Source organism: Noviherbaspirillum album (assembly GCF_035916955.1).
Lineage (GTDB): Bacteria > Pseudomonadota > Gammaproteobacteria > Burkholderiales > Burkholderiaceae_D > Noviherbaspirillum > Noviherbaspirillum album.
In genome coordinates this window covers 26,027-48,759 of record NZ_JAWIIV010000010.1, presented here as the reverse complement: position 1 = coordinate 48,759, position 22,733 = coordinate 26,027, and the positions used below count along the sequence as shown (strand labels likewise).

General features: G+C 60.8%; 23 protein-coding genes. 14 read left to right on the top strand and 9 right to left on the bottom strand.

From position 1 onward, the window contains the following. Window positions 1-6: 6 nt before the first annotated feature. The 3 genes from RY831_RS13555 to RY831_RS13545 all read right to left on the bottom strand — a co-directional run bounded on the left by RY831_RS13555 (window position 7) and on the right by RY831_RS13545 (window position 3,756). Window positions 7-897, bottom strand: coding sequence for an AEC family transporter (locus tag RY831_RS13555; RefSeq protein ID WP_326506888.1), 891 nt, complete (start codon window positions 895-897; stop codon window positions 7-9). Window positions 898-1,026: 129 nt separating this feature from the next. After that, window positions 1,027-1,617 carry a response regulator transcription factor gene (locus tag RY831_RS13550; protein WP_326506887.1) on the bottom strand — a complete coding sequence of 197 codons (591 nt, stop codon included), beginning with the start codon at window positions 1,615-1,617 and terminating at the stop codon, window positions 1,027-1,029. Window positions 1,618-1,716: 99 nt separating this feature from the next. Next, window positions 1,717-3,756 carry an ATP-binding protein gene (locus RY831_RS13545; RefSeq protein ID WP_326507048.1) on the bottom strand — a complete coding sequence of 680 codons (2,040 nt, stop codon included), beginning with the start codon at window positions 3,754-3,756 and terminating at the stop codon, window positions 1,717-1,719. A gap of 227 nt (window positions 3,757-3,983) precedes the next feature. Here RY831_RS13545 and RY831_RS13540 point away from each other — a divergent pair, with 227 nt between their 5' ends. The 8 genes from RY831_RS13540 to xerD all read left to right on the top strand — a co-directional run bounded on the left by RY831_RS13540 (window position 3,984) and on the right by xerD (window position 11,560). Then, entirely contained in the window at window positions 3,984-4,988 is a 1,005-nt protein-coding gene (locus RY831_RS13540) for a TRAP transporter substrate-binding protein (RefSeq protein WP_326506886.1), read from the top strand. A 182-nt stretch (window positions 4,989-5,170) separates the two neighbouring features. Then, complete coding sequence (locus tag RY831_RS13535) at window positions 5,171-6,145, top strand: tripartite tricarboxylate transporter substrate binding protein BugE (protein WP_326506885.1); 975 nt, start codon at window positions 5,171-5,173, stop codon at window positions 6,143-6,145. A 302-nt stretch (window positions 6,146-6,447) separates the two neighbouring features. Next, entirely contained in the window at window positions 6,448-7,185 is a 738-nt protein-coding gene (locus RY831_RS13530) for a TerC family protein (protein WP_326506884.1), read from the top strand. Window positions 7,186-7,255: 70 nt separating this feature from the next. After that, entirely contained in the window at window positions 7,256-7,681 is a 426-nt protein-coding gene (locus RY831_RS13525; RefSeq protein ID WP_326506883.1) for a universal stress protein, read from the top strand. A gap of 326 nt (window positions 7,682-8,007) precedes the next feature. Then, window positions 8,008-8,469: a tripartite tricarboxylate transporter TctB family protein gene (locus RY831_RS13520; RefSeq protein ID WP_326506882.1), complete on the top strand. Its 462-nt coding sequence runs from the start codon at window positions 8,008-8,010 to the stop codon at window positions 8,467-8,469. Between the two features lie 13 nt (window positions 8,470-8,482). Continuing rightward, the gene (locus RY831_RS13515) at window positions 8,483-9,982 is read left to right on the top strand and encodes a tripartite tricarboxylate transporter permease (RefSeq protein WP_326506881.1); all 1,500 of its coding nucleotides are present in this window, start codon (window positions 8,483-8,485) and stop codon (window positions 9,980-9,982) included. Between the two features lie 175 nt (window positions 9,983-10,157). Then, window positions 10,158-10,658 (top strand): methylated-DNA--[protein]-cysteine S-methyltransferase, encoded by a 501-nt coding sequence (locus RY831_RS13510; RefSeq protein ID WP_326506880.1) that lies wholly within the window; start codon window positions 10,158-10,160, stop codon window positions 10,656-10,658. Then, window positions 10,655-11,560 carry a site-specific tyrosine recombinase XerD gene (gene xerD, locus RY831_RS13505; RefSeq protein WP_326506879.1) on the top strand — a complete coding sequence of 302 codons (906 nt, stop codon included), beginning with the start codon at window positions 10,655-10,657 and terminating at the stop codon, window positions 11,558-11,560. The genes RY831_RS13510 and xerD overlap by 4 nt, the downstream gene beginning before the upstream one ends. A gap of 580 nt (window positions 11,561-12,140) precedes the next feature. On the opposite strand, the gene RY831_RS13500 is transcribed toward xerD, so the two are convergent. Both RY831_RS13500 and RY831_RS13495 read right to left on the bottom strand, forming a co-directional pair. Beyond that, the gene (locus RY831_RS13500) at window positions 12,141-12,710 is read right to left on the bottom strand and encodes a phasin family protein (protein WP_326506878.1); all 570 of its coding nucleotides are present in this window, start codon (window positions 12,708-12,710) and stop codon (window positions 12,141-12,143) included. 189 nt (window positions 12,711-12,899) lie between these two features. Next, entirely contained in the window at window positions 12,900-13,097 is a 198-nt protein-coding gene (locus RY831_RS13495) for a hypothetical protein (protein ID WP_326506877.1), read from the bottom strand. Between the two features lie 30 nt (window positions 13,098-13,127). Between RY831_RS13495 and ybaK the strand changes: the two genes are divergently transcribed. Beyond that, window positions 13,128-13,619, top strand: coding sequence for a Cys-tRNA(Pro) deacylase (ybaK, locus tag RY831_RS13490; protein ID WP_326506876.1), 492 nt, complete (start codon window positions 13,128-13,130; stop codon window positions 13,617-13,619). Window positions 13,620-13,711: 92 nt separating this feature from the next. Then, complete coding sequence (gene plsY / locus RY831_RS13485) at window positions 13,712-14,317, top strand: glycerol-3-phosphate 1-O-acyltransferase PlsY (RefSeq protein ID WP_326506875.1); 606 nt, start codon at window positions 13,712-13,714, stop codon at window positions 14,315-14,317. Window positions 14,318-14,561: 244 nt separating this feature from the next. Here the strand turns inward: plsY and tsaD are convergent, their stop codons facing one another. Further along, the gene (gene tsaD, locus RY831_RS13480; protein WP_326507047.1) at window positions 14,562-15,590 is read right to left on the bottom strand and encodes a tRNA (adenosine(37)-N6)-threonylcarbamoyltransferase complex transferase subunit TsaD; all 1,029 of its coding nucleotides are present in this window, start codon (window positions 15,588-15,590) and stop codon (window positions 14,562-14,564) included. Between the two features lie 172 nt (window positions 15,591-15,762). Here tsaD and RY831_RS13475 point away from each other — a divergent pair, with 172 nt between their 5' ends. The 4 genes from RY831_RS13475 (at window position 15,763) to RY831_RS13460 (ending at window position 19,733) form a co-directional block, all read left to right on the top strand. Then, window positions 15,763-16,386, top strand: coding sequence for an ANTAR domain-containing response regulator (locus RY831_RS13475; protein WP_326506874.1), 624 nt, complete (start codon window positions 15,763-15,765; stop codon window positions 16,384-16,386). Window positions 16,387-16,664: 278 nt separating this feature from the next. Next, window positions 16,665-17,915: a CmpA/NrtA family ABC transporter substrate-binding protein gene (locus RY831_RS13470; protein ID WP_326506873.1), complete on the top strand. Its 1,251-nt coding sequence runs from the start codon at window positions 16,665-16,667 to the stop codon at window positions 17,913-17,915. 21 nt (window positions 17,916-17,936) lie between these two features. Beyond that, complete coding sequence (ntrB, locus tag RY831_RS13465; protein ID WP_326506872.1) at window positions 17,937-18,854, top strand: nitrate ABC transporter permease; 918 nt, start codon at window positions 17,937-17,939, stop codon at window positions 18,852-18,854. A 63-nt stretch (window positions 18,855-18,917) separates the two neighbouring features. Further along, window positions 18,918-19,733, top strand: coding sequence for an ABC transporter ATP-binding protein (locus RY831_RS13460; RefSeq protein WP_326506871.1), 816 nt, complete (start codon window positions 18,918-18,920; stop codon window positions 19,731-19,733). A gap of 71 nt (window positions 19,734-19,804) precedes the next feature. On the opposite strand, the gene RY831_RS13455 is transcribed toward RY831_RS13460, so the two are convergent. The 3 genes from RY831_RS13455 to RY831_RS13445 all read right to left on the bottom strand — a co-directional run bounded on the left by RY831_RS13455 (window position 19,805) and on the right by RY831_RS13445 (window position 22,639). Beyond that, window positions 19,805-20,362 carry an ankyrin repeat domain-containing protein gene (locus RY831_RS13455; protein ID WP_326506870.1) on the bottom strand — a complete coding sequence of 186 codons (558 nt, stop codon included), beginning with the start codon at window positions 20,360-20,362 and terminating at the stop codon, window positions 19,805-19,807. After that, on the bottom strand, window positions 20,359-20,826 hold the full coding sequence (locus tag RY831_RS13450; protein WP_326506869.1) for a hypothetical protein: 468 nt from the start codon (window positions 20,824-20,826) through the stop codon (window positions 20,359-20,361). Before RY831_RS13450 ends, RY831_RS13455 begins: the two co-directional genes overlap by 4 nt. 109 nt (window positions 20,827-20,935) lie before the next feature. Next, window positions 20,936-22,639 (bottom strand): bifunctional protein-serine/threonine kinase/phosphatase, encoded by a 1,704-nt coding sequence (locus tag RY831_RS13445; protein WP_326506868.1) that lies wholly within the window; start codon window positions 22,637-22,639, stop codon window positions 20,936-20,938. Between the last annotated feature and the right edge of the window lie 94 nt (window positions 22,640-22,733).

The window sequence follows — 22,733 nt, the reverse complement described above, 5'->3', positions numbered from 1 at the left end:
GAGCACCTACCGAGCCAGCCCCAGCCAGAGCGGCAGGGTCAGCGCCGACAATACCGTGCCGCCGGAAATGAGAAAGGCCACGAAAGGCCCGTTGCCGCCCATGCGCGCGGCCAGCACATAGGCGCTCGACGCGGTGGGCAGGGCGGCGAACACCACCACCAGCTGCAGCTGCAGCGGGGGCAGCTGCAGCCAGCGCCCGAGCAGCAGTGCCACCGCCGGCAGCGCCAGCAGCTTGACCGCCGTGAAATACAGGGCCATCCCCTTGGCTTCGTTTACGCCCGACAGGCGCAGGCCGGCGCCGACCGCAATCAGGCCGAGCGCGATGGAGGCATTGGACATGCGCGACAGGGTGGCGCCGATCACCTCGGGGATCTGCAGGCCGGCGAGGTTGCATGCCATTCCGCATGCGGTAGCCACCAGCAGCGGATTCTTGGCCATCTCGCGCAGCAGTCCGCCGCCTTTCTTCACCAGCGCATGCACCGCCGCCATGTTGCAGAGCGGGACGCCGAAGCCGATGATCAATGCCATCATCGACGTGCCCTGTTCGCCGCCCAGGCGCGAGGCGACCGCCAGCGCGATATAGGAATTGAAGCGGAAGGCGGTCTGCACGCCCGACTCGAACATCATCGGCGGGACATTGAACAGCGGCTTGGCGATCCAGCCGAGCGCGATGCCGGCGGTGATCGTCAGCAGCGCGACCTTGAGCATGGTGCCCGTGGTGGCGAAGTCGAACGGAGTGCGGGCGGTGGAGTAGAACAGCAGGGCCGGAAACAGGAAGTAATAGATCATCTTCTCCAGCCCGCTCCAGAATGGCTTGCCCCAATCGGTGTAGCGCATCAGCAGGAAGCCGAGCAGGATCAGCGCGAAATCGGGGAACAGGATGGTGACGATCGACATGGGGAAGCAGGAAGGCGGGCGAAGCAGACAAACCGCAATGTTACAGAGGATTGCGCAGGAAGGGCAGGGTCTGCCCGACGTCAGGGCGGGGAAGCGGGCGCGATCCCGCAGGCATGATCCGGCGGACTGCTACTTGAGCACGCGCGCCAGCTCCACCGCCGTCTTCACATTCATCTTGTCGAAGATGTGGGCGCGATGCACTTCGACGGTGCGCATGCTAATGCCGAGTTCGTCGGCGATGACCTTGTTCATCTTGCCGGCCAGGATCAGATCGAGCACTTCGCGTTCGCGGGTCGACAGCGTGGCGAGGCGCTCATGCACCTGCGCGGTGGCGCCGGCTTCGCGCGATGCCGCGAGCGCCTCTTCCACCCGGTCCATCAGCTTGTTGTCATTGAACGGCTTCTCGAAAAAATCGAAGGCGCCGCGCTTGAGGGTATCGACCGCCATCGGCACGTCGCCGTGGCCGGTCAGGAAGATGACCGGAATGCGCTGGGTCAGCCCGCGCGCGGCGAGCGTGTCGAACAGGGTGGAGCCGCTCATGTCCGGCATGCGCACATCGAGCAGGATGCATTCGCCGGCAGCATCGAAGCCTGCGGCATTGTCCAGCGCCGCCAGGAAGGCGGCACCGCTTTCATAGGCGGTCGCGCCGATGGCCCTCGACTGCGCCAGCCATGTCAGCGAGTCGCGGATCACTTCTTCATCATCGACAATATGCAGCATTCAGTCTCCTCTGGGGCCTGTGGGTTTTTGTTCGCTGCCGAAGACACCCACGTGCGATCGGACATGCAGTTTGCCGGATGACTGCGCATGCCCGGCAACTCAGGTTTCACGGATTATCGCCGAATCGCCGTCAACCGGCACTCCCTGCGCCAGCACCGGCAGCGTAAAGCGGAAGATGGTGCCGCCGCCCGGATTGTTTGAGTGGATCAGTTTCCCGCCGTGGAATTCCACCGCCGTCCGGCAGATGTTCAAGCCCATGCCCATGCCTTCTGCCTTTGTCGAGAAAAACGGCGAGAACAGCCGTTCGGCGACTTCGGGCGGGATGCCATGGCCGTTGTCGATCACCGAAATCTCAACAGTCTGGTCGGCGCTCCCGGCGGCGGTGCGCCGGGCGGCGATCCGCAGGATGCGGCGCTCGGGCGCGATGCCCTGCATCGCTTCGATCGCGTTTCGGGTCAGGTTGAGCAGCACCTGCTCCAGCAGCACCCGGTCGGCCAGCACCGGCGGCAAGCCTTCGTCGATCTCGGTGCGGGTCGACACGAAGAACTGCCGCGCCTGCAATTCGATCAGCGGCATCACGTTGTCGATCAGCATGGCCACGGTGGTCGGTTCCCGGCTCGGTTCGCGGCGCTTGACGAAGGTATGGACGCTGCGGATGATCTGGCCGGCGCGCTGCGCCTGCGTGCCGGCCTTTTCCAGTGCCGGCTTGAGCAGGTCGAGATTGAGCCTGCCAGGATCGTTGGCGCTCTGCTCGATCATGTTCAGCGCGCCGGTGGTGTAGCTGGAGATGGCCGCGAGCGGCTGGTTGAGCTCATGCGCCAGGGTGGAGGCAATTTCCCCCATGGTGGCCAGCCGCGCGCTGGCCTGCAGCTTCTCCTGCTGGCGCCGGTTCAGGTCTTCGGCCTGCTTGCGGTCGGAGATGTCGAGGATGGAACCCATCCATCCGGTCTGCTTGCCGCTGTCGTCCACCAGCGGCGATTCGAAGATCAGCACCGGAAATCGTTCGCCGTTGGCGCGCAGGAAGATGGTCTCGAACTGCGGCGTCACCGTGCCGGCCAGCACCTGGGTGAAGCGCTGGTTGTATTCGTTCATCGCTTCCGGCGCCCAGTAAGGCATGGGCGGCGCCTTGCCGATCAGCTCTTCGGCCGGGATGCCGACCATGCGGCAGAAGGAGGGATTCACATAGGTGATGCGGCCGGTGAGGTCGCGCGCGCGCAGGCCGGTCATCAGCGAATTTTCCATCGCGGTCCGGAACGCCACCTGCTGCCGCAATGCGCCTTCCGCCGCCAGGCGGCGGTTGATGTCCCGCCACAGTGCGCCCAGGCTCCATAACAGGCCGAGCGACAAGGCGATCACCGATCCGACCAGCAGGCTGGGCAGCAGCTTCGGCTCGCCCTTTACGCTGTTGGTGCGCAGCGTCAGGGTGACGCCGGGCAGGTCGAGCGCGCGCCGGTGCGTGTACACGCCGCGGCCCGGCCCGCCAGCGGCGCGCCGGTCGATGATGTTGTCGTCCGGGTCGGTCAGCAAAACTTCATTGTCCTGGGCGAACCACCACGGCACCATTTCATTGAGGATGGCGGAAATCGAGTAACTGGCGGTCAGCATGCCGGCGTAGGTGTCGCCGGAATAGATCGGCACATGGTAGTCAAGCGTCATCGGCGTACCTGGGTCAGGCTGCGCGTACAGCGGCGTTTTCGACTTGCGCGCGCGTTCCGCCGTCGCGATCGAGCCGGGTGCCAGGTCGCGCAACCGTGTGTCCATGTCGTCCGAAGACATGACCGGCTCGCCTTGGACGTTGAATTGCACGATGCGAACCAGTTCGCCGTTGGCGCGCGCCATGGTGACTATCCGGTCGCGCAGGCGCTTTTCCGTACCGTAGCCGGATGCGATTTCATTGGCGATCACGCGCAGGTTGTCTTCATGGCGGCCGAGCTGGAAGCGGATGGTCTGTTCCACCCACAGCGTATCGGCAATCAGCTGTTCCTGGCGCTCGCTGGATTCCATGCGCTGCGTCTGCCAAGGCAGCCACAGCAGCGTGGACAGGAAAAGCAGCACCAGCAGCACCGGCAGCACCCAGCGCCAGCCCTGGCGCCGGGTCGGCAATGTGAAACTGAACTTTTGACGGGAAGGCATGGGCATGATGTTGGTGGCGGACCGCGGCTCGGGAACATTGTAAGGCGACATGGTCGCCGGCGGCGCAAATCCGATCATGCGGACAACCTGCAAGGCGGGCCATGAATCGCGTGCGCGGGTCCGATGACGGCGGTTGTGCGGCGGCTGTTGTGGTTAACCACACTTGCCAGATGTATATCGCTTGGTGAAAATCGGCGGATGTATAGCAGCACATTGCGCTTCCGGAGACGCTCATGCAATTCAAAGCCCTGGTAATGGCCCTGGCGGCCGCGCTGGCAATGAATGCCGAGGCGCTCGCCGACGCCCCCATCGTCATCAAGTTCAGCCATGTGGTGACCAGCGACACGCCGAAGGGAAAGGCCGCCGAGCGCTTCAAGCAGCTTGCCGAATCGGCAACAAAAGGCCGTGTCAGGGTAGAGGTGTATCCCAACAGCACCTTGTACAAGGACAAGGAGGAATTGGAAGCGCTGCAGCTGGGTGCCGCCCAGATGCTGGCGCCATCGCTTGCCAAGTTCGGTCCGTTCGGCGTGAAGGAATTCGAGATTTTCGATCTGCCCTACCTGTTTCCCAGCAAGGAGGCGCTGTACCGGGTAACGGAAGGACCGATCGGGCGCGACCTGTTCAAGAAGCTGGAGTCCAAGGGCATCACCGGGCTGGCGTATTGGGACAATGGGTTCAAGGTCATGTCCGCCAACAAGCCGTTGAAGTTGCCCGCCGACTTCAAGGGCCTCAACATGCGCATCCAGTCGTCCAAGGTGCTGGATGCGCAGATGCGTGCGCTCGGCGCCAATCCCCAGGTGCTCGGCTTTTCCGATGTCTACCAGGCCCTGCAGACGGGCGTCGTGGACGGCACGGAAAATCCGCCGTCCAATCTCTACACCCAGAAAATGCACGAGGTGCAAAAGCACGTGACCGTATCCAACCACGGCTACCTGGGTTACGCGGTCATCGTCAACAGGAAATTCTGGGACGGATTGCCGACCGACATCCGCAGCGCGCTGGAAAACGCGATGAAAGAAGCCACCCGCTATGCAAATGCGATTGCCCAGCAGGAAAACGACGCCGCCCTGAACGCAGTCAGAAAGAGCGGCAAGTCCGTGGTTTACGTGCTCAATGAGAAGGAAAGGGAGGAGTGGCGCAAGGCATTGCTGCCGGTCCAGAAGGAAATGGAAAGCCGCATCGGCAAGGATCTGATTTCGTCGATCAACAAGGAGACTAACGGTGCCGGGTTTCGGTAGGCCGGTTGCTTCCCTGCGGAAGCGGAACAAGGAAATTGCCTGAAGCGCTTATACTTCGAACCACGCATGCTCGCCGCAGCGCAGGCATGTCCCATTGCAGGAATGATCGGACCCCCAAGCAGTTCACCATGCAGTCCACCGGGCGGTCTGCCAATCAGGGTGTTTAAAACAGGAGACCAACAATGAAGTTACACCAGCTACTCGTGCCAGTCGTTGCATCGTTTGCCGTCGCGACAAGCGCCTACGCGCAAACCTATCCCAACAAACCGATCCGGTTGATCGTACCTTTCGCTCCGGGCGGCACGACTGACATCGTTGCTCGCGTGGTCGGCGACAAGCTCGGCAAGGAGCTTGGCCAGGCCGTCGTGATCGAGAACCGCGGCGGCGGCGGCGGCAGCATCGGCGCAACCGCGATCTCCAAGGCAGATCCGGACGGCTACACCATTGGCATTTCCACGGTGTCCACGCACGCGGTCAATCCGGCGTGCAATTCCAAGCTCGGCTATAACCCTCTGACCGACTTTGCGCCCATCACCAACCTTGCGCGCACGCCTAACGTGCTGACCGTCAATCCCAAGTTTCCCGCTCAGGATTTCAAGGGTTTCCTGGAGCACGTGAAGAAGAACCCGGGCAAGCTCAACTATGCCACCTCCGGCACCTGCAGCATCCAGCACATGGTGGGCGAGCAGTTCAAGCTTTCCACCGGCACCTTCATCCTGCATATTCCTTATCGCGGAGCGGGTCCGGCGGTCAATGACCTGCTTGGCGGCCAGGTCGACATGATGTTCGACAACCTCCCGTCGTCGATGTCGCATATCCAGGCTGGCAAGCTCAAGCCGTTTGCGATCGCATGGAACAAGCGCCTTGATTCCCTGCCGAACGTGCCGACTTTCGCTGAACTCGGCCTCAAGCAGGTCAATGATCCCGCATGGTACGGCCTGGTTGCGCCGCCGAAAACTCCGGACGACATCATCAAGAAGATCAATGCCGCCGCGGTGAAAGTACTGGCGATGCCGGAAGTGCGAGAGCGCCTGATGCAAAGCGGCGCCGAGCCGGTCGGCAATTCGCCGGCAGAGCATGCCGCCGAAATCAAGGCGGAACTGGAGAAGATGAGTACTCTGGTCAAGAAGCAAAACATCAAGTTCGACGGCAGCTGATCAGCCGGCATTCAGTCCTGCAAGACCAAGCCGATGCGGTTAAGCCGCATCGGCTCACAGAATAGTTTTCGTTGTGACGGGCAGAACGCGAAACGTCATTCGTCCACAGCAGTCCCATCATGCAGTTGAGCTGCGTTTTTTCCGCAGAAAATCATCGAATAATCAGATGTTGCCGTCTTGTATACTCTCGCGGCTATTATGATGCGGCAGGTATTCTTGCTCATCTGACATGACTTTCCCTGCGGGAGGCTGAAACCGGCTTGCGTCATGTCTTCCACAACCCTTCCGCACCAGAGGTAATCATGGACTTCAGTAATCCCCAGTTTTGGGTAGCCGTTCTGCAAATTGTTGCAATTGATATCGTGCTCGGCGGCGACAATGCCGTCGTCATCGGCCTGGCATGCCGTCGCCTGCCCGAGCATCAGCGCCGGCTGGGCATCCTGTGGGGCATGGCCGGAGCGATCGGCCTGCGCGTCGTGCTTATCATGTTCGCGGTTACCCTGCTCGCCGTTCCCTATCTGAAACTGGTCGGCGCGGTCCTGCTGCTCTGGATCGGTATCAAGCTGCTGCTGCCAGAGCCGGATGAGGGTGGTCACAATATCGAAGCCGGCGCCACTCTGGCTGCAGCGATCAAGACCATCATCGTCGCGGACGCGGTCATGAGCCTGGACAATGTGATTGCCATCGCCGGCGCCGCAGGCGACAGCAAGTTCCTGATCGTCTTCGGCCTGCTGCTCAGCATCCCGATCATCATGCTGGGCAGCCAGCTGGTCATCAAGCTGATGGACCGCTTCCCCTTCGTTATCGTGGCCGGCGGCGCGCTGCTCGGCTGGATTGCCGGCGGTATGGCGGTCAGCGATGTCTCGGTGAAAGACTGGTTTGCGGCGAACATGCCCACAGCCAGCTGGATCGGCCCGATCGCCGGCGCACTGCTCGTCGTCGCTGTCGGCAAGCTACTGGCGGCGCGCATGCGAGCCAAGCAGCCGGTACTGGAAGACCTTGCCGATCCCAAGCATTCCAGCGAAACCGGCAACAAATAACAAGAAAGCGGATGCTGCAACGCGGCGTCCGCAATGAATGACTGGTTCTCTCAACTTGATGGAGAAGGCGATGTTCAAGATTCTATTGGCGGTCGACGGCTCGGAAAACTCGATGCGTGCAGTGCAGCATGTGATCAAGCGGTCCTCGGCGGCAAAAGACCAATACCAGATCGAACTGGTCAATGTGCAGTATCCGCTGCATGGCAGCGCTGCCGGTTTTGTCAGTGCAGACCAGGTAAAGCAATATCACCATGATGAAGGCATGAAGGTGCTCACAGGCGCCGCCGATGCGCTCAAGGCAGGAGGAGTTCCGTTTTCTCAGCATCTGTTCGTAGGCCAGCCGGCGGAAGTTATAGCCCGCTTCGCCGGCGAGCAGAATTGCGATGAGATCGTGATCGGCACGCGGGGTCTGTCCGCGCTCGGCGGACTGCTGGTTGGCTCGGTCGCGAGCCGGATCATTCACTTGGCGGATGCACCGGTCGTACTGGTCAAGTGAGTCTGGCATGAGTCCGCGCCAGCATTCTGCGCGGGATGCTCAAACGGGGGATCGATGCATCCCCCGCGATTGAAGCACCGCTTCGCAGAAGGCCATATTGATAATTTACGTTGCCTGAATTAACAGATGCAGGCATAGTATTTTCAAGCTCATCATGACATGCATGTCTAGCAACACATCCTGGTAAGACACTTGCACACTTGCCTTAGTGCGCAGGATGCATACCTGCTGTATCTGGCTTTCGCTTCCGCCGATGGCCAGGCATTTCGCAGCTATGCCAGAGACAATGCTAAGCAATGACTGCAAAAATCGAAAAGGAGACTACTGTGGCATCGTTCATCCGCAACCCCAAGGACTTCTGGTCAGGGGCAATCTTCATCGGCTTCGGCCTCGCGGCCGTGCTGATCGGCCGTGATTATTCAATGGGCACTGCGGGCCGCATGGGGCCGGCTTACTTCCCGACCATCCTAGGTTCAATGCTGGTCGTTCTCGGCGCCATCGGCATCGTGCGATCGATGTTCAGGCAAGGTGAAGCAATTACCGGATTCACGCTCAAGGGCATGTTTCTCGTGATTGGCGCCACCGTCCTCTTTGGTTTCCTTGTACGTGGCGCCGGCTTGCCTATCGCCATCATCCTGATGGTCATGCTCAGCGGCCTGGCCAGCATCAAGTTCAAGGTCGCCTCCTACCTGATGGTGGCGGTCGGAATGGCAATCTTCTGCTCTCTGGTCTTTGTCAAAGGCCTGGGTCTGCCGATGCCCATTATCGGCAACTGGTTCGGTATCTAAGGAAAGACGCAACATGGAAATTCTCAGCAATCTTGCCCTTGGTTTCGATACCGCCCTGAACCTGTCCAACCTGATGTACTGCCTGATCGGCGTGTTCCTCGGCACCGCCATCGGCGTGCTGCCCGGACTCGGCCCGACCGCGACGATCGCCATGCTCTTGCCGATCACGTTCTCGCTGTCGCCGATCTCGTCGCTGATCATGCTGGCCGGCATCTATTACGGCGCCCAGTACGGCGGTTCCACCACTGCCATCCTGGTCAACCTTCCCGGCGAGGCATCCTCGGTGGTGACCGCCATCGACGGCTACCAGATGGCTCGCAACGGCCATGCCGGCAAGGCGCTGGCGACTGCCGCACTCGGCTCGTTCTTCGCCGGTTCGGTCGCCACCGTGCTGCTGGCGCTGTTCGCGCCGCCGCTGGCGGAACTGGCGCTGAAGTTCGGTCCCGCCGAATACTTCTCGCTGATGGTGCTCGGCCTGGTCGCATCAGTGGTGCTGGCCCACGGTTCGCTGCTGCGCGCCATCGGCATGATCATTCTCGGCCTGCTGCTCGGCCTGATCGGCACCGATGTCAACTCCGGTACGCCGCGCTACACCTTCGACGTGCCGCAGATGGCCGACGGCATCAACTTCGTGGTAGTGGCCATGGGTATGTTCGGCCTGGGCGAAATCATTTCCAACCTCGAGCGTCAGGAAACCCGTTCGGTCGTCATGAAGAAGATCGAAGGCCTGATGCCGAGCAAGGATGACTTGAAGCGCATCATCGCTCCCGTGCTGCGCGGCACGGCACTGGGCTCGATGCTCGGCATTCTGCCCGGCGGCGGCGCGATGCTGTCGTCGTTCGCGGCTTACTCGATCGAGAAAAAGATCTCCAAGAACTCGGCCCAGTTCGGCAAGGGCGCGATCGAAGGCGTGGCAGCTCCCGAGTCGGCCAACAATGCCGGCGCGCAGACTTCCTTCATCCCGATGCTCACGCTGGGTATTCCGTCGAACCCCGTGATGGCGCTGATGATCGGCGCCATGATCATCCAGGGCATCCAGCCCGGACCAGCGGTGATGACGGAACAGCCGGCGCTGTTCTGGGGCATTATCGCCTCGATGTGGATCGGCAACTTCTTCCTGGTGGTGCTGAACCTGCCGATGATCGGCTTGTGGGTACGCATGATCATGGTGCCGTACCATTTCCTGTACCCGGGTATTCTGGTGTTCTGCGCGATCGGCGTGTTCAGTCTGAACAACTCCGAGTTCGATGTGTTCATGATGGCGGCCTTCGGCTTTTTCGGCTATATCTGCAGCAAGCTGGAAATGGAAGCTGCGCCGATGCTGCTGGGCTTCATCATCGGCCCGATGATGGAAGAGTATCTGCGCCGCGCCCTGTTGCTGTCGCGTAGCGATCCGATGGTGTTCCTGGAGCGTCCGATCAGCGCGACGATGCTGATCCTGTCGGCGCTGGCCATGGCGGTGGTGCTGCTGCCATCGCTGCGCAAGAAGCGCGAGGAAGCTTTCGAGGAATAAGCCCGTGCCAAGGTAGGGAAGGGCCGATAAAGGTTTTTCCCGAAAACAGAACCGGCGCATTTCGCAAGGAATGCGCCGGTTTTGTATTTGCAGTAATACGACGGCGACGTGTGGAATGCCGCAGGCTTTTCAGTGGATGCTTCGAAACACGGCGGCTTTGATTTATCCTAGCGGCATGAATCCATCGCAAAGCCATCCGCAGTTTTCCGCCGTTGTCGAGGCGCCCTGGGGCGCCGTCGGCATCCGGACCGAAGCCGGTCTGGTGCGGGAATTCGTCTATCTGCCGCCCAGCTTCAATGAGAAAGCGCCCGCCGATGCCCTCTCCGAGCAGGCGGCGCGGCAGGTCGAGCATTACCTGCAGGATCCGGATTTCCGTTTCGATCTCGCACTGGCCGCCGTGGGAACGGAGTTCCAGCGCAGGGTGTGGGGTGCGATTTCTTCCATTCCCCGCGGCGAAGTGCTGACTTATGGCCAAGTTGCCAAGCTGATCAGGTCCGCACCGCGCGCGGTCGGGCAGGCCTGCGGCGCCAACTGGTTTCCATTGGTGGTGCCATGCCATCGAGTCACGGCCTCGGGCGGACTGGGCGGCTTTTCCAACCATGACGACGAGACCGGCTTCCATCTCGGCGTCAAGCGCTGGCTGCTGGCGCACGAGGGCGTCAAGGCATATCGATGAGCGACCTGCGGGCGAACAACCAGGCCGCCATCGACGAATTCTGCGATACGCTCTGGCTGGAAGACGGCTTGTCCCGGAACACGCTGGATGCCTACCGGCGCGACATGTCGCTGTTCAGCATCTGGCTTGAAAGCCAGCGCGGCAAGCTGCTGCATGCGGCGCAGGCGGAAGACATCAATGCCTACTTCGCCGCACGCCATGCCGAGACCAAGGCGACTTCCGCCAACCGGCGGCTCGCTGTCCTGAAGCGCTTCTACCAGATGGCATTGCGGCAGAGCCGCATTCATGTCGACCCATGCATGAAGCTGAAATCCGCGAAGCAGCCGCCGCGCACGCCGAAGGTATTGTCGGAAATGCAGGTGGAAGCCTTGCTCGGCGCACCGGACATCAATACGCCATTGGGCCTGCGCGACCGCACCATGCTCGAATTGATGTACGCCAGCGGACTGCGCGTGTCGGAACTGGTCCTGCTCAAGACCATGGAACTCGGCATGAACGAAGGCGTGCTGCGCGTCACCGGCAAAGGGGCCAAGACGCGGCTGGTACCTTTTGGCGATGAGGCGCGCTCATGGATAGAGCGCTATCTGAAGGAAGGGCGTCCGGTGATCCTGAACGGTCAGATGGACGATGCCCTTTTCGTCACCGCGCGCGGCGCGGCAATGACGCGCCAGATGTTCTGGACCCTCATCAAGAAGCATGCGCTCAAGGCCGAAATCAATGCGCCGCTGTCCCCGCACACCTTGCGCCACGCATTCGCAACGCACCTGCTCAACCACGGCGCGGATCTGCGCGTGGTCCAAATGCTGCTGGGACATGCCGATATCTCGACCACGCAAATCTATACGCACGTGGCCCGCGAACGCCTGAAGAAGCTGCACGCCGAACATCATCCGCGGGGTTGAACGCTACCGCCTCGACCACTGCCGGCATTGCCATGTGAAGAATGGATTTAACGCAAACCTGCAATTGAGACGACAAAACCTTGCTTACCGTCAATTTGTCGCGAGTGACGTGTTGCTAGAGTAAATCCACTTGGCTTTTTCGGGACCTCGATCATGGAAACCTTGCGGACTCTCTCCTACATCATGCTGGTAGTGGCGACCTTTACGGCGACCTACATGGTGTCGCGTCTTTGAATCTTTTCTTTTGTGAGGTACGTAACCTTCGCGGTTAGGTCAGGTCGCTGCCATTGCGGCGCAGATCGCATTGCCCGCCTGGGCCGAACAGCCGCGCTTGCCGCACTGGCTCAATGATCCTTTCCTGAGCCTGTCCGCAAGCGCATGGACCACTACATCAGTGGCGCGGAGAGATCATCTGAAGTGTACCCGCATCGAGCGCATCATCGCCGGGCGATGCCGGGCGATGCCGGGCGCCGACGGCAAGCAGCCATACTTGACAAAAAATGGACGCCTCAAAATGAAACGGGCCGCATGTCTGCGGCCCGTTTTTATTTCCCAAGTGCGGACTCAGGAATGGCGTCGATTACTTGCGTGCACGGCCGGCGGCTGCTGTCTTTTCCACGGCTTGCGAAAACTGGGAAACGGCCGAATTCACATTCGCTTCCATGACTTCCACGGCTTGCTTGGTGGTCTTGCTGAATTGTTCGTAACCGGCATTGGCGCTGCCGATCGCATTCTTGAACAGGGCGACCACGTTTTCCGAACCTGCCGGCGCATTCTTCGACACGTCGTCGACCAGGGCGGAAACCTTGCGGCCGGTTTCAGCGATCTGCTCTTCGGTGATGCGTGCGAATTCGGCTTGTGCCGTGGTGGTGATGCCTGCCAGATGGCGGCCGTAGGCGATTGCCTTGGCGGCGGACGGCTGCGCCTGGGCAGCGGTCAGGGAAAAGAATTCCTGCGGATCCTTCGCCGACAGAAGCTGCTTCGCGGTGATCGAGGAATCTTCAAGCGAGGCCTTGGCGACGTTCAGGTTCAGGTCGACGATTTTCTCGACGCTCTCGAAAGCCTTGCCGGTCAATGTGGTGAAGAGAGCCAGCTGCGCTTCGAAATTGGCTTTGGCTGCTGCGGAAAACTGTTCAGGAACGGTAAACATGAAGAACTCCTTGGTGAGATATGGTTGAGTCAGCTCACAGGATTTATTGTGCGCTGCAATAAAACGAATTCTAAAGGACGCAGTTGGCAAGTCAAGCACTATTTGGTGCGCTGCACAAAATAGGGTTTCTACAATGCATTTTCATTTCTCGAATGCATTTTTCCCTGCATTTTCAGTAGCTTATGGAAACTAATGTTTTTCATGTGAAATATTTGCAGAAGCAGTTTTACCATGCGTGCGGCATCGCAGCATCCAATCATCGGCCTGAACTTCGGAATTGTTGATATTGATCAAGCCTGAGTGTTGTTGAGAAATCGGCAGGTTCTCGTTGCGGCCGGCCGGCAAGACGGCGCGGCGGCGGTACCGCAACGCAGTCCCTTGCTGCATAATGTGCTCCGCATTTTGATTACCTGCGCCATGGCAAAAAAAGAACATATTTCGGAAACTCCCGCGACGCAATTCCTGCGGCGCCAGGGTATCGCCTTTACCGAACATCCCTATACCTATGAAGAGCACGGCGGCACGACGGTGTCGGCGCGCGAACTGGGTGTCGACGAGCATCATGTCGTCAAGACCCTGATCATGCAGGACGAGGCTGCCAAGCCGCTGGTGGTGCTGATGCATGGAGACCGCAAGGTCTCCACCAAGAACCTGGCGCGCCAGATCGGCTGCAAGTCGGTCGAACCCTGCAAGCCCGATGTGGCGAACCGGCATTCCGGCTATCTGATCGGCGGCACCTCGCCGTTCGGCACCCGGAAGGCGATGCCGGTCTACGTCGAGGAAAGCATCCTGGCGCTCGACAAGATTTACATCAACGGCGGACGGCGCGGCTACCTGGTGGGCGTCGACCCGAACATTCTGACCGCGGTGCTTTCGGCCCGGGCCGTCAACTGCGCACTGGAAGAATAAGCCGTACGCTCGTGTCCCGCCGGACTCGCGGCGGCCGGACCGTGCCGGAAAGACGGAAGCGGCCGGGGCCAATAGATAAAAAAGGATAATGGATGAATACCGTATTGTTTGTCATCGCCGCCTACCTGATCGGCTCGGTGTCGTTTGCCGTGGTATGCAGCAAGCTGTTCGGGCTTGCGGACCCGCGCACCTATGGTTCGAAGAATCCGGGCGCCACCAATGTTCTGCGCAGCGGCAACAAGGCCGCGGCCGCGCTGACGCTGCTGGGCGACGGCTTCAAGGGGACGCTGGCCGTCTGGCTGGCCCAGTGGCTGGGGCCGCGTTTCGGTGTCGACGATACCGGCATCGCGCTCGTTGCGCTGGCCGCCTTCATCGGTCACCTGTGGCCGCTGTATGCCCGCTTCGTCGGCGGCAAGGGCGTCGCCACGCTGCTCGGGGTCCTGATCGGCATCAACGGCTGGCTGGGCCTCGCCACCATCGTCACCTGGCTCGTGATCGCCTATGCATTCCGCTACTCGTCGCTCGCCGCGCTGGTGGCCAGCGTGTTCGCACCGTTCTATTACGGCCTGCTGTTCGGCCTGCAGCCTGCGCTGTTTGCAATCGCCGCGATGAGCGCCCTGCTCATTTATCGTCACCGCCAGAACATCGTCAATCTGATGTCCGGCAAGGAAAGCAAGATCGGCAGCAAGAAGACCTGATCAAGCAGGGCGGTGAGGCACCGGGCATGCTTCTTCCGGCTGCCATTGCTTTACGTCTAATGATGCACGCGCAGCCCGTTCTGGCTGCCCGGCATTCCGGTCGAAAGCGTGCGCACCGATCCCGCCCGCATGGCCCAAGGCATCATGACCGGCATCGGCTTCCCCGGCGACGGCGCCATCTTCAGGGAAGTCCAGCTTTCCCCTACGGGCGATTGAGCTATCCGGAGCCCGGCGGAGGGGATGCTCAGATCACCCTCAATTCATCCAGCGGCCAGCGCGGCCGCACGTTGAATGCATAGTCGCGCTTGGCGGCATCGGGATTGATCTGCAGGCGCATCGCGCCGGCGAAGGCGATCATCGCACCGTTGTCCGTGCAAAATTCCAGCTCGGGGTAAAACACCCGGAAACGTTTTTTCTGCGCGGCCGCATTCAGGGCGTCGCGCAGCTGCCGGTTGGCGCCGACGCCGCCGGCGATCACCAGCCGCTTGAGACCGGTCTGCTTGAGCGCGGCCAGGCATTTCGCCACCAGCACTTCCACGATGGCGTCGACGAAGGCGCGGGCGATATGCGCCTTGTCCTGTTCGCAGATATTGGTGGACTGGTTCCTCACCAGCGTCAGCACCGCGGTCTTGAGCCCGGAGAAGCTGAAGTTCAGGTCTTTCGAATGCAGCATCGGACGCGGCAGCTTGTGCACATCCGAATCGCCGAACTCCGCCAGGCGCGATATCGCCGGCCCGCCCGGATAGCCGAGGCCGAGCAGCTTCGCCGACTTGTCGAAAGCTTCACCCGCCGCGTCATCCAGCGTTTCGCCCAGCAGCGTGTACTGGCCGACGCCGTCGACCTGCATCAGCTGCGTATGGCCGCCCGATATCAACAAGGCAATGAAAGGAAATTCCGGGCGCTCCCCCGCCAGGAGCGGCGACAGCAGATGGCCTTCGAGGTGATGCACGCCGAGCACCGGCTTGTCCATGGACAGTCCGAGCCCGCAGGCGATCGAGGCGCCCACCAGCAGTGCGCCCGCCAGGCCGGGGCCCTGGGTATAGGCGATGGCGTCGATGGTATCGCGCGTGACCCCGGCCTTGTCCATCACCTGCTCGAGCAGCGGAATGGCGCGGCGGATATGGTCGCGCGAAGCCAGTTCCGGCACCACGCCGCCGTACTGCTCATGCATGGCGACTTGCGAATGGAGGGCATGTGCGAGCAGGCCGCGTTGCGTGTCATACAACGCCAGGCCGGTTTCATCGCAGGAGGATTCGACGCCGAGAACGATCATGGGAGAAATGGAAGATGGCAAGCTTCTTGCAAAGCTTGGGGTGCAAAGCTCTATTTTAAAGGAACTCCAAAGAAGGATTCCGTTACACACAACCATGACTGAACTGAAACGCTGAAACACTGAGACAGGCAGGAATGGAAGTCCACCGAGGGAACTCCACTAAAGGTAAAGCATGACCGACTCCAAACAGCTGAAAATCGTCGTAATCAATTCCCTGGTCGCGCCTGAAGGAGCAGGCCACGCGGCGCAGGTCCAGGCCGAGCGGGCGCGGGCGCTGCGCATCGGATTGCTGGAAGGCGGCTACAACATCCTGGCCGCGCTGCCGCCGGATGCCGATCTCGAAGACCAGATCGCCCAGCTGCAGCCGGACGTCATCATCGTCGACGAACAGTCGGACGCCGCGCTGAAGAAGGTGGTCGCTGCCACCGCGAATGACAGGCGCGCCATCGTCTGCTTCACCGAGGACAAGGACAAGGACAAGATGCACGCGGCCATCGAGGCCGGTGTCTCCGCCTATGTGGTGGCCGGCCTGTCCGCCGAGCGGGTCAAGGCGGTGCTCGACGTTGCGCTGGCCCGCTTCGAAGTCGACCAGAAACTGCGTCATGAACTGTCGGAGACCAAGCTCAAGCTGGCCGAGCGCAAGCTGATTGAGCGGGCAAAGGGCCTGCTGATGGAACGGCATCATTGCAGCGAGGATGATGCCTATCGCAAGCTGCGCCGGCTGGCCATGGACAAGAATCTCAAGCTGTCCGAAGTGGCGCAGCGCATGATCGACGTGGCGGACCTGCTCCTTTAAATGCGGCATGCACCGCCCCGTTTTAATGCGGTGCACAAACAGGGTGCGGAAAACGTGCTGTTCAAAATCAAATTCGGGAAATAAGCACCAGGACGGGTTGGCACAGGGATTGCAAACAATCCTGATGTGCCAAGGATGGCACAACGATTAGTAGGGTGTTTCGACCAATGGTGGTCGAGACATTTTGGACAAAGGCGTCCGAGGCAAGATGAGCTAGCGCTCATGCTGCCCGGACGCCTTTTCTTTTTGCCGGATTCAAATCAATGCATGAGGAAATCATGACAAAAAAAGAAAGCAGCACCAATTTGACCCGTCGCAGCATCATCAAGGCGGGCGCAGCAGTCACAGCCGGCGCATTCGGTGGATTGGCCACGCAAGGCGCATGGGCTGCCGGTTCCGACAAGCCGGAAAAGGAAGAGGTCAAGATCGGCTTCATTCCGCTGACCGATTGCGCATCCGTCGTGATGGCATCCGTCCTCGGCTTCGACAAGAAATACGGCATCAAGATCACCCCGACCAAGGAAGCCTCCTGGGCAGGCGTGCGCGACAAGCTCGTCAACGGCGAACTCGATGCGGCGCATGTGCTGTATGGCCTCATCTATGGCGTTCACCTCGGCGTCAGCGGCCCGAAGAAGGACATGGCCATGCTGATGACACTCAATAACAACGGCCAGGCCATCACGCTGTCGAAGAAGCTGTCCGACAAGGGCGCGGTCGACGGTGCGTCGCTGGCCAAGCTGATGCAGACCGAGAAACGCGAATACATCTTCGCGCAGACATTCCCGACCGGCACCCATGCAATGTGGCTGTATTACTGGCTGGCCAGCTACGGCATCAACCCGATGAAGGATGCCAAGATCATCACCGTGCCGCCGCCTCAGATGGTGGCCAACATGCGGGTCGGTAACATGGACGGCTATTGCGTCGGCGAACCCTGGGGCCATCGTGCGATCGCCGACGGCATCGGCATCACCGGCGTCACCACGCAGGACATCTGGAGGGATCATCCGGAGAAGGTGCTCGGCACCACCGCCGACTTCGTCAAGAAATACCCGAATACCGCGCGCGCGATGACCGCCGCCGTGCTGGAAGCCAGCAAGTGGATCGACGCCGGCCTCACCAACAAGAACAAGATGGCCGAGATCATCGCCGACAAGTCCTATGTGAACACCTCGGTCGACGTGATCAACCAGCGCATCCTCGGCCGTTACCAGAATGGCCTCGGCAAGACCTGGGACGATCCAAACTACATGAAGTTCTACAACGACGGCGCGGTGAATTTTCCGTACCTGTCAGATGGCATGTGGTTCCTTACGCAGCACAAGCGCTGGGGCCTGCTCAAGGAAGACGTCGACTATCTCGCGGTCGCCAGGCAGATCAACCAGATCGACCTCTACAAGGATGCGGCCAGCATGGCGAAGGCGAGCGTGCCAAAGGATGCGATGCGCACCTCGAAGCTGATCGACGGTACGGTCTGGGACGGCAAGAATCCCAAGGCCTATATCGACTCTTTCAAGATCAAAGCCTAACTTACCGTATCGGAGAACAGCATGAGCGCAGTTATGAACAACGTCTCCCTCAATACGCCGGCAGAGCCGGTCTCGGAGTCACCGCCTATGAAAGCCAATGCCGGAGAACATGCCGCCGTGCGGACTCGGGCAAGCACGGCGAAGCCCGCGAAGAAGCTTTCCTTCAAGCCCTTCTTCATGGCGGTGATACCGCCGATCTTCGGCCTTGCGGTGCTGGTGCTGATCTGGGAAATCGTCGCGGCAAAGAACGCCGGCTTCCCGTCGCCGATGGTGACCTTCCGGGAAGCCGTCAATGTGTTCTCCGATCCTTTCTACCAAAAGGGGCCGAACGACCAGGGCATAGGCTGGAACTTGCTGCTGTCCCTGCAGCGCGTGGCCACCGGTTTCGGCCTGGCGGCGCTGGTCGGCATTCCGCTCGGCTTCATGATCGGCCGCTTCAAGTTCCTGGCGGGCATGTTCAATCCCATCGTCAGCCTGCTCAAGCCGGTGTCGCCGCTGGCCTGGCTGCCGATCGGACTGCTGGTCTTCAAGGCTGCCAATCCGGCCGCCATCTGGGCCATCTTCATCTGCTCGATCTGGCCGATGATCATCAACACCGCCGTCGGCGTGCAGCGCGTGCCGCAGGACTACATGAACGTGGCCAAGGTGCTCAACCTGTCGGAGTGGAAGATCGTCACCAAGATTCTTTTCCCGTCGGTGCTGCCTTACATGCTGACCGGCGTGCGGCTGGCGATCGGCACCGCATGGCTGGTGATCGTCGCGGCGGAAATGCTGACCGGCGGCGTGGGCATCGGCTTTTGGGTCTGGGATGAGTGGAACAACCTCAACGTGCCGCACATCATCATCGCCATCGTCGTCATCGGCGTGGTCGGCCTGCTGCTGGAACAGGCGCTCGTGGCGCTGGCCAAGGCCTTCACCTACGAAGAAGTGCGCAGCTAGGCAGCACCAACCTTATACAGCGCCCCTTGCTGCTTCAGGCAGTAAGGGGCCATGGAGAACATCATGGAAAACCTCGGCAAATTCATCGAAATCCAGAGCGCGGAAATGGTCTTTCACACCAGGAAGGGCACCTTTCATGCGCTGCGCGACATCAACCTGACCGTGACGAAGGGCGAATTCATTACCCTCATCGGCCACTCCGGCTGCGGCAAGTCGACGCTGCTCAACCTGATCGCCGGCCTGCTCAAGGCCAGCGACGGCACGCTGCTGTGCGCCAACCGGGAAATCGCGGGACCGGCGCCGGAGCGCGCGGTCGTGTTCCAGAACCATTCGCTGCTGCCGTGGCTGACCTGCCACGAGAATGTCTATCTCGCGGTCGAGCGCGTCTTCGGCGCTACCGAAAGCAAGGCCAGGCTGAAGGAGCGCACCAGCGCGGCGCTGGCACTGGTCGGCCTGACCCATGCCGAGCAGAAGCGCCCGAATGAAATCTCCGGCGGCATGAAGCAGCGCGTCGGCATCGCCCGCGCGCTGTCGATGGAACCCAAGGTCCTGCTGATGGACGAGCCCTTCGGCGCGCTCGATGCACTGACCCGCGCCCACCTGCAGGATGAATTGCTGAAGATCGTCGCCAAGACGCAGTCCACCGTGGTGATGGTAACGCACGACGTGGATGAGGCGGTGCTGCTGTCGGACCGCATCGTGATGATGACCAACGGACCGGCGGCGACCATCGGCGACATCGTCAACGTCAGGCTTGCGCGCCCGCGCGACCGCGTCGCACTGGCGCATGATCCGCTGTACATCGAGTACCGCAGCGCGGTGCTGGAATTCCTGTATCACCGCCAGTCGCATCCGGCGGCGGAGAAGGAAGCGGCATAGCCTTGCGTCGGATTCGGCCGGGAAGAGAAAAGCGGCGTTAGAAAGGCCGTCGTCGCTATTCCCGGCTGCGCTTATCTTGATGCCGGACTGTTTCGTTCGGCGGCTTCCAGCAAGCGAATATTTTCAGGAAGCCTAGGATCGCCCGGGAAGCGCTGCAGGGCGCGACGGGCAACATCCAGCGGGGTAGAGCCGTGTTTGTCGCGCACATCGGTGCGGGCGCCGTAGCGAAGCAGCATGGCGACTCGGTCAGGAGCGCTGTTCATTGCGGCCGAATGCAGGGCCGTCCAATCGTTTGCCCGTTTGTCTGCAGCATTGATGTCGACACCTCGGGAAAGGAACAAGCCCAGGATGTCTTCCGCGTCGTTCGCATCTTGCATTGAAACTGGATAAGAGGCGCCCCCTGAATCATTTAGCTCGCGCACATGATCTGGAGATAGAGACGCATGGAGGAGGACTTGCTTGCATGTCCATGCGAGCCATTTCGCTTCCACCTCGATGCAGCTGATGAGGGAAAGCGGTTCGTCGTCGAGTTCGTCATATACGATCACCGCATACAAGCCGGCCATGCCCATGATTATGGCGACCACCGCTGCGCCCAAATACCGGCTTGCCAATCGTTTTCTCTTCATACCCATACGGCGTCAGACTGACTGGCGGCGACATAGAAAGGTATCGGGATGCGCCGCAATGCTACGCCCTGGGATAAGTTTTCCAGTCGATGTCTGAGCGCGCGAGCAACCTGGTCTTTTATTCGATCATATATTTTTACGTTTTCAAGATCGCGCTGAGTGGTGTGCTTCCACCAATGCTTGACGAACCGGCTTGCAAGCTTTTTACAAAGCGACTTGATGCCTGATCCAGGCCGGGCGACAGTGTAGGCCAGCGCATGGATGAAACCGAGCGCATATGATGCTTCTATCGCCGCGATCAGGGCGGTCTGCGCCAGGCGCCTGACGTCATTTTCAATCTGCATGGCCTCAATGCGTTCCTTCATGAACGGCCAGAAGAAATTCAAGATGCGCTTCGTTTCAATTTCGTCATAAACAAGTTCGGAGTCCGGAATATCAGGAACATTGATCAATATGGAACCCATGACAGCTTCTCTCTTTGCATGGTCAAAAACAGAGGCCATTCTCAGTGGGAAATTGCAAACCTGTCAACAAAGTAGGTCGCTACATTGGCGAAAGCGCATCACGCCCGCATTACCTCATGACAAGCAGATACAGCATCAGCAGATTGAGCACGACTGAACTCACGGCAACGGCGCGCCATAGCCCGGCGGGATCGCGCTTCGCAAGCGGCGTGACCGATCGCGCCGGTACCGGATTGCTGGCGCCGCGCTCCAGAGCGATCAGAAATTCCTCTGCAGTCTCATAGCGGTCCGCCGGATCGCGCGCCACCGCCTTGAGCAGCACATTGTCAAGCCATGCAGGCACATCGGGCCGATAGCGACTCGGCGGCGCCGGCTCGCCGAAGCGCGGGCGCTGGAAGGGCTCAATCTCGCCGTAGGGATAGTGTCGCGTGAGCATCTGGTAAAGCGTGACGCCAGCCGCATACACATCGGTCTGCCGCGACGGCGGCGCATTGTCGAATTGCTCTGGTGCGAGAAACGATGGCGTGCCGGCCTGCGGCGCATGGATGCCGTCCTCCCTTTCCAGTCCCGACAGCGCCACGCCCAGGTCGAGCACCCGCAATTCGCCATCCGCGCCGAGATGCACATTGCCCGGTTTGATATCGCGATGGAGAATGCTGCGCCGGTGCAGCGCGCCGATCGCGCGCACCAGCTTCTCGCCATGTGTGACCACTTCCGGTGCGGTGAAGTGCGTGCCGGCGTCGAGCATCTGCTGCAGCGTCGCGCCTTCATGCCAGGTGCTAAGGTAATACAGGTAATTCTTTTGCTCGGGCACGATGACCTGCGGGAAGAAGCGCGCGACGACGCGCTTGGCCAGCCATTCCTCGTGCGCGAAGGCCGAGCGTTCATGGGCATCGCTGGCGCGGTCCGGGTGCAGGGTCTTGAGCACCAGCTGCCGCTGCGACTTCGGCTCTCGCACGCGGTAGAGCAGGGTCGCCTGCGAAGCATGGATCACGTCCTCGACCTCGTAGCCATCAATGGCCTGCCCCGGCTTGAGCTTCGGCGGCAAGGGCAGCTGCCGCGAACCCGACAGCGCGTCGCGCAGGTTCTCTTCAGGCAGCGTCACGACCTTCAGCACCAACGCGCTGCAGTTGTCGGACGAATCGGCCGCCAGCGCCGCATCGACGAGCGCCGCAGCGGTCGCCTCGGGATCGGACCGATCCATGGCTACGGCGGACAGCGCATGCGTGATGTCGTATTCGCTCATCCAGCCCCACACGCCGTCCGAGGCTAGCAGAAACACGTCGCGCTCGCGCAGCTCGCCCATGCCATGGTCGATCGCGATGCGCGTATCGAGTCCGATGGCGCGGGTGAGCACATGCTGCATTTCCGGGCGGTCCCAGACATGGTCGGTGGTCAGCCGCGTCAGCGCGCCGCCGCGCAGCAGGTAGAGCCGCGTGTCGCCGACATGGGCAAAGTAGTAATAGGTGCCGCGCAGTACCACCGCAGTTAGTGTGGTGGCCATGCCAGCCAGTTCACGCCGTATCGATCCCTGGTGCTGCACCCATCCATTGATCGCCTTGATCACCTTGTCCATCGCCTGGGTGACCGGCCAGGTATCGGGCGTCGCATAGTAATCGGTCAGCAGGCCGCGCACCGTGTACTCGGAGGCTTCGCGTCCGCCGTCATTGCCGGAGACACCGTCGGCGACGGCGGCCATCAGGCCCTTGGTGGACAAGTCGGGTTCGGCAGGCGTGACCATGCCGACAAAGTCTTCATTGCGTTCGCGTACGCCGGTGCGCGAATCGTGGCCGGTCAGGACAGCAAGAGGCATGAATGATCGAATAATGAAACGGGTGGCGGAAATGCACTTGCGGCGGATGAAGCCTTGCATGCTTCATCCGCCGCAGGTGCGGCAGTGTCATTGT

What these genes read in the sequence shown, in the direction of transcription:
- RY831_RS13555 (WP_326506888.1), bottom strand. Translation starts at nt 897, where the DNA reads ATGTCGATCGTCACCATCCTGTTCCCCGATTTCGCGCTGATCCTGCTC.
- RY831_RS13550 (WP_326506887.1), bottom strand. Translation starts at nt 1,617, where the DNA reads ATGCTGCATATTGTCGATGATGAAGAAGTGATCCGCGACTCGCTGACA.
- RY831_RS13545 (WP_326507048.1), bottom strand. Translation starts at nt 3,756, where the DNA reads ATGCCCATGCCTTCCCGTCAAAAGTTCAGTTTCACATTGCCGACCCGG.
- RY831_RS13540 (WP_326506886.1), top strand. Translation starts at nt 3,984, where the DNA reads ATGCAATTCAAAGCCCTGGTAATGGCCCTGGCGGCCGCGCTGGCAATG.
- RY831_RS13535 (WP_326506885.1), top strand. Translation starts at nt 5,171, where the DNA reads ATGAAGTTACACCAGCTACTCGTGCCAGTCGTTGCATCGTTTGCCGTC.
- RY831_RS13530 (WP_326506884.1), top strand. Translation starts at nt 6,448, where the DNA reads ATGGACTTCAGTAATCCCCAGTTTTGGGTAGCCGTTCTGCAAATTGTT.
- RY831_RS13525 (WP_326506883.1), top strand. Translation starts at nt 7,256, where the DNA reads ATGTTCAAGATTCTATTGGCGGTCGACGGCTCGGAAAACTCGATGCGT.
- RY831_RS13515 (WP_326506881.1), top strand. Translation starts at nt 8,483, where the DNA reads ATGGAAATTCTCAGCAATCTTGCCCTTGGTTTCGATACCGCCCTGAAC.
- RY831_RS13510 (WP_326506880.1), top strand. Translation starts at nt 10,158, where the DNA reads ATGAATCCATCGCAAAGCCATCCGCAGTTTTCCGCCGTTGTCGAGGCG.
- xerD (WP_326506879.1), top strand. Translation starts at nt 10,655, where the DNA reads ATGAGCGACCTGCGGGCGAACAACCAGGCCGCCATCGACGAATTCTGC.
- RY831_RS13500 (WP_326506878.1), bottom strand. Translation starts at nt 12,710, where the DNA reads ATGTTTACCGTTCCTGAACAGTTTTCCGCAGCAGCCAAAGCCAATTTC.
- RY831_RS13495 (WP_326506877.1), bottom strand. Translation starts at nt 13,097, where the DNA reads ATGCAGCAAGGGACTGCGTTGCGGTACCGCCGCCGCGCCGTCTTGCCG.
- ybaK (WP_326506876.1), top strand. Translation starts at nt 13,128, where the DNA reads ATGGCAAAAAAAGAACATATTTCGGAAACTCCCGCGACGCAATTCCTG.
- plsY (WP_326506875.1), top strand. Translation starts at nt 13,712, where the DNA reads ATGAATACCGTATTGTTTGTCATCGCCGCCTACCTGATCGGCTCGGTG.
- tsaD (WP_326507047.1), bottom strand. Translation starts at nt 15,590, where the DNA reads ATGATCGTTCTCGGCGTCGAATCCTCCTGCGATGAAACCGGCCTGGCG.
- RY831_RS13475 (WP_326506874.1), top strand. Translation starts at nt 15,763, where the DNA reads ATGACCGACTCCAAACAGCTGAAAATCGTCGTAATCAATTCCCTGGTC.
- RY831_RS13470 (WP_326506873.1), top strand. Translation starts at nt 16,665, where the DNA reads ATGACAAAAAAAGAAAGCAGCACCAATTTGACCCGTCGCAGCATCATC.
- ntrB (WP_326506872.1), top strand. Translation starts at nt 17,937, where the DNA reads ATGAGCGCAGTTATGAACAACGTCTCCCTCAATACGCCGGCAGAGCCG.
- RY831_RS13460 (WP_326506871.1), top strand. Translation starts at nt 18,918, where the DNA reads ATGGAAAACCTCGGCAAATTCATCGAAATCCAGAGCGCGGAAATGGTC.
- RY831_RS13455 (WP_326506870.1), bottom strand. Translation starts at nt 20,362, where the DNA reads ATGAAGAGAAAACGATTGGCAAGCCGGTATTTGGGCGCAGCGGTGGTC.
- RY831_RS13450 (WP_326506869.1), bottom strand. Translation starts at nt 20,826, where the DNA reads ATGGGTTCCATATTGATCAATGTTCCTGATATTCCGGACTCCGAACTT.
- RY831_RS13445 (WP_326506868.1), bottom strand. Translation starts at nt 22,639, where the DNA reads ATGCCTCTTGCTGTCCTGACCGGCCACGATTCGCGCACCGGCGTACGC.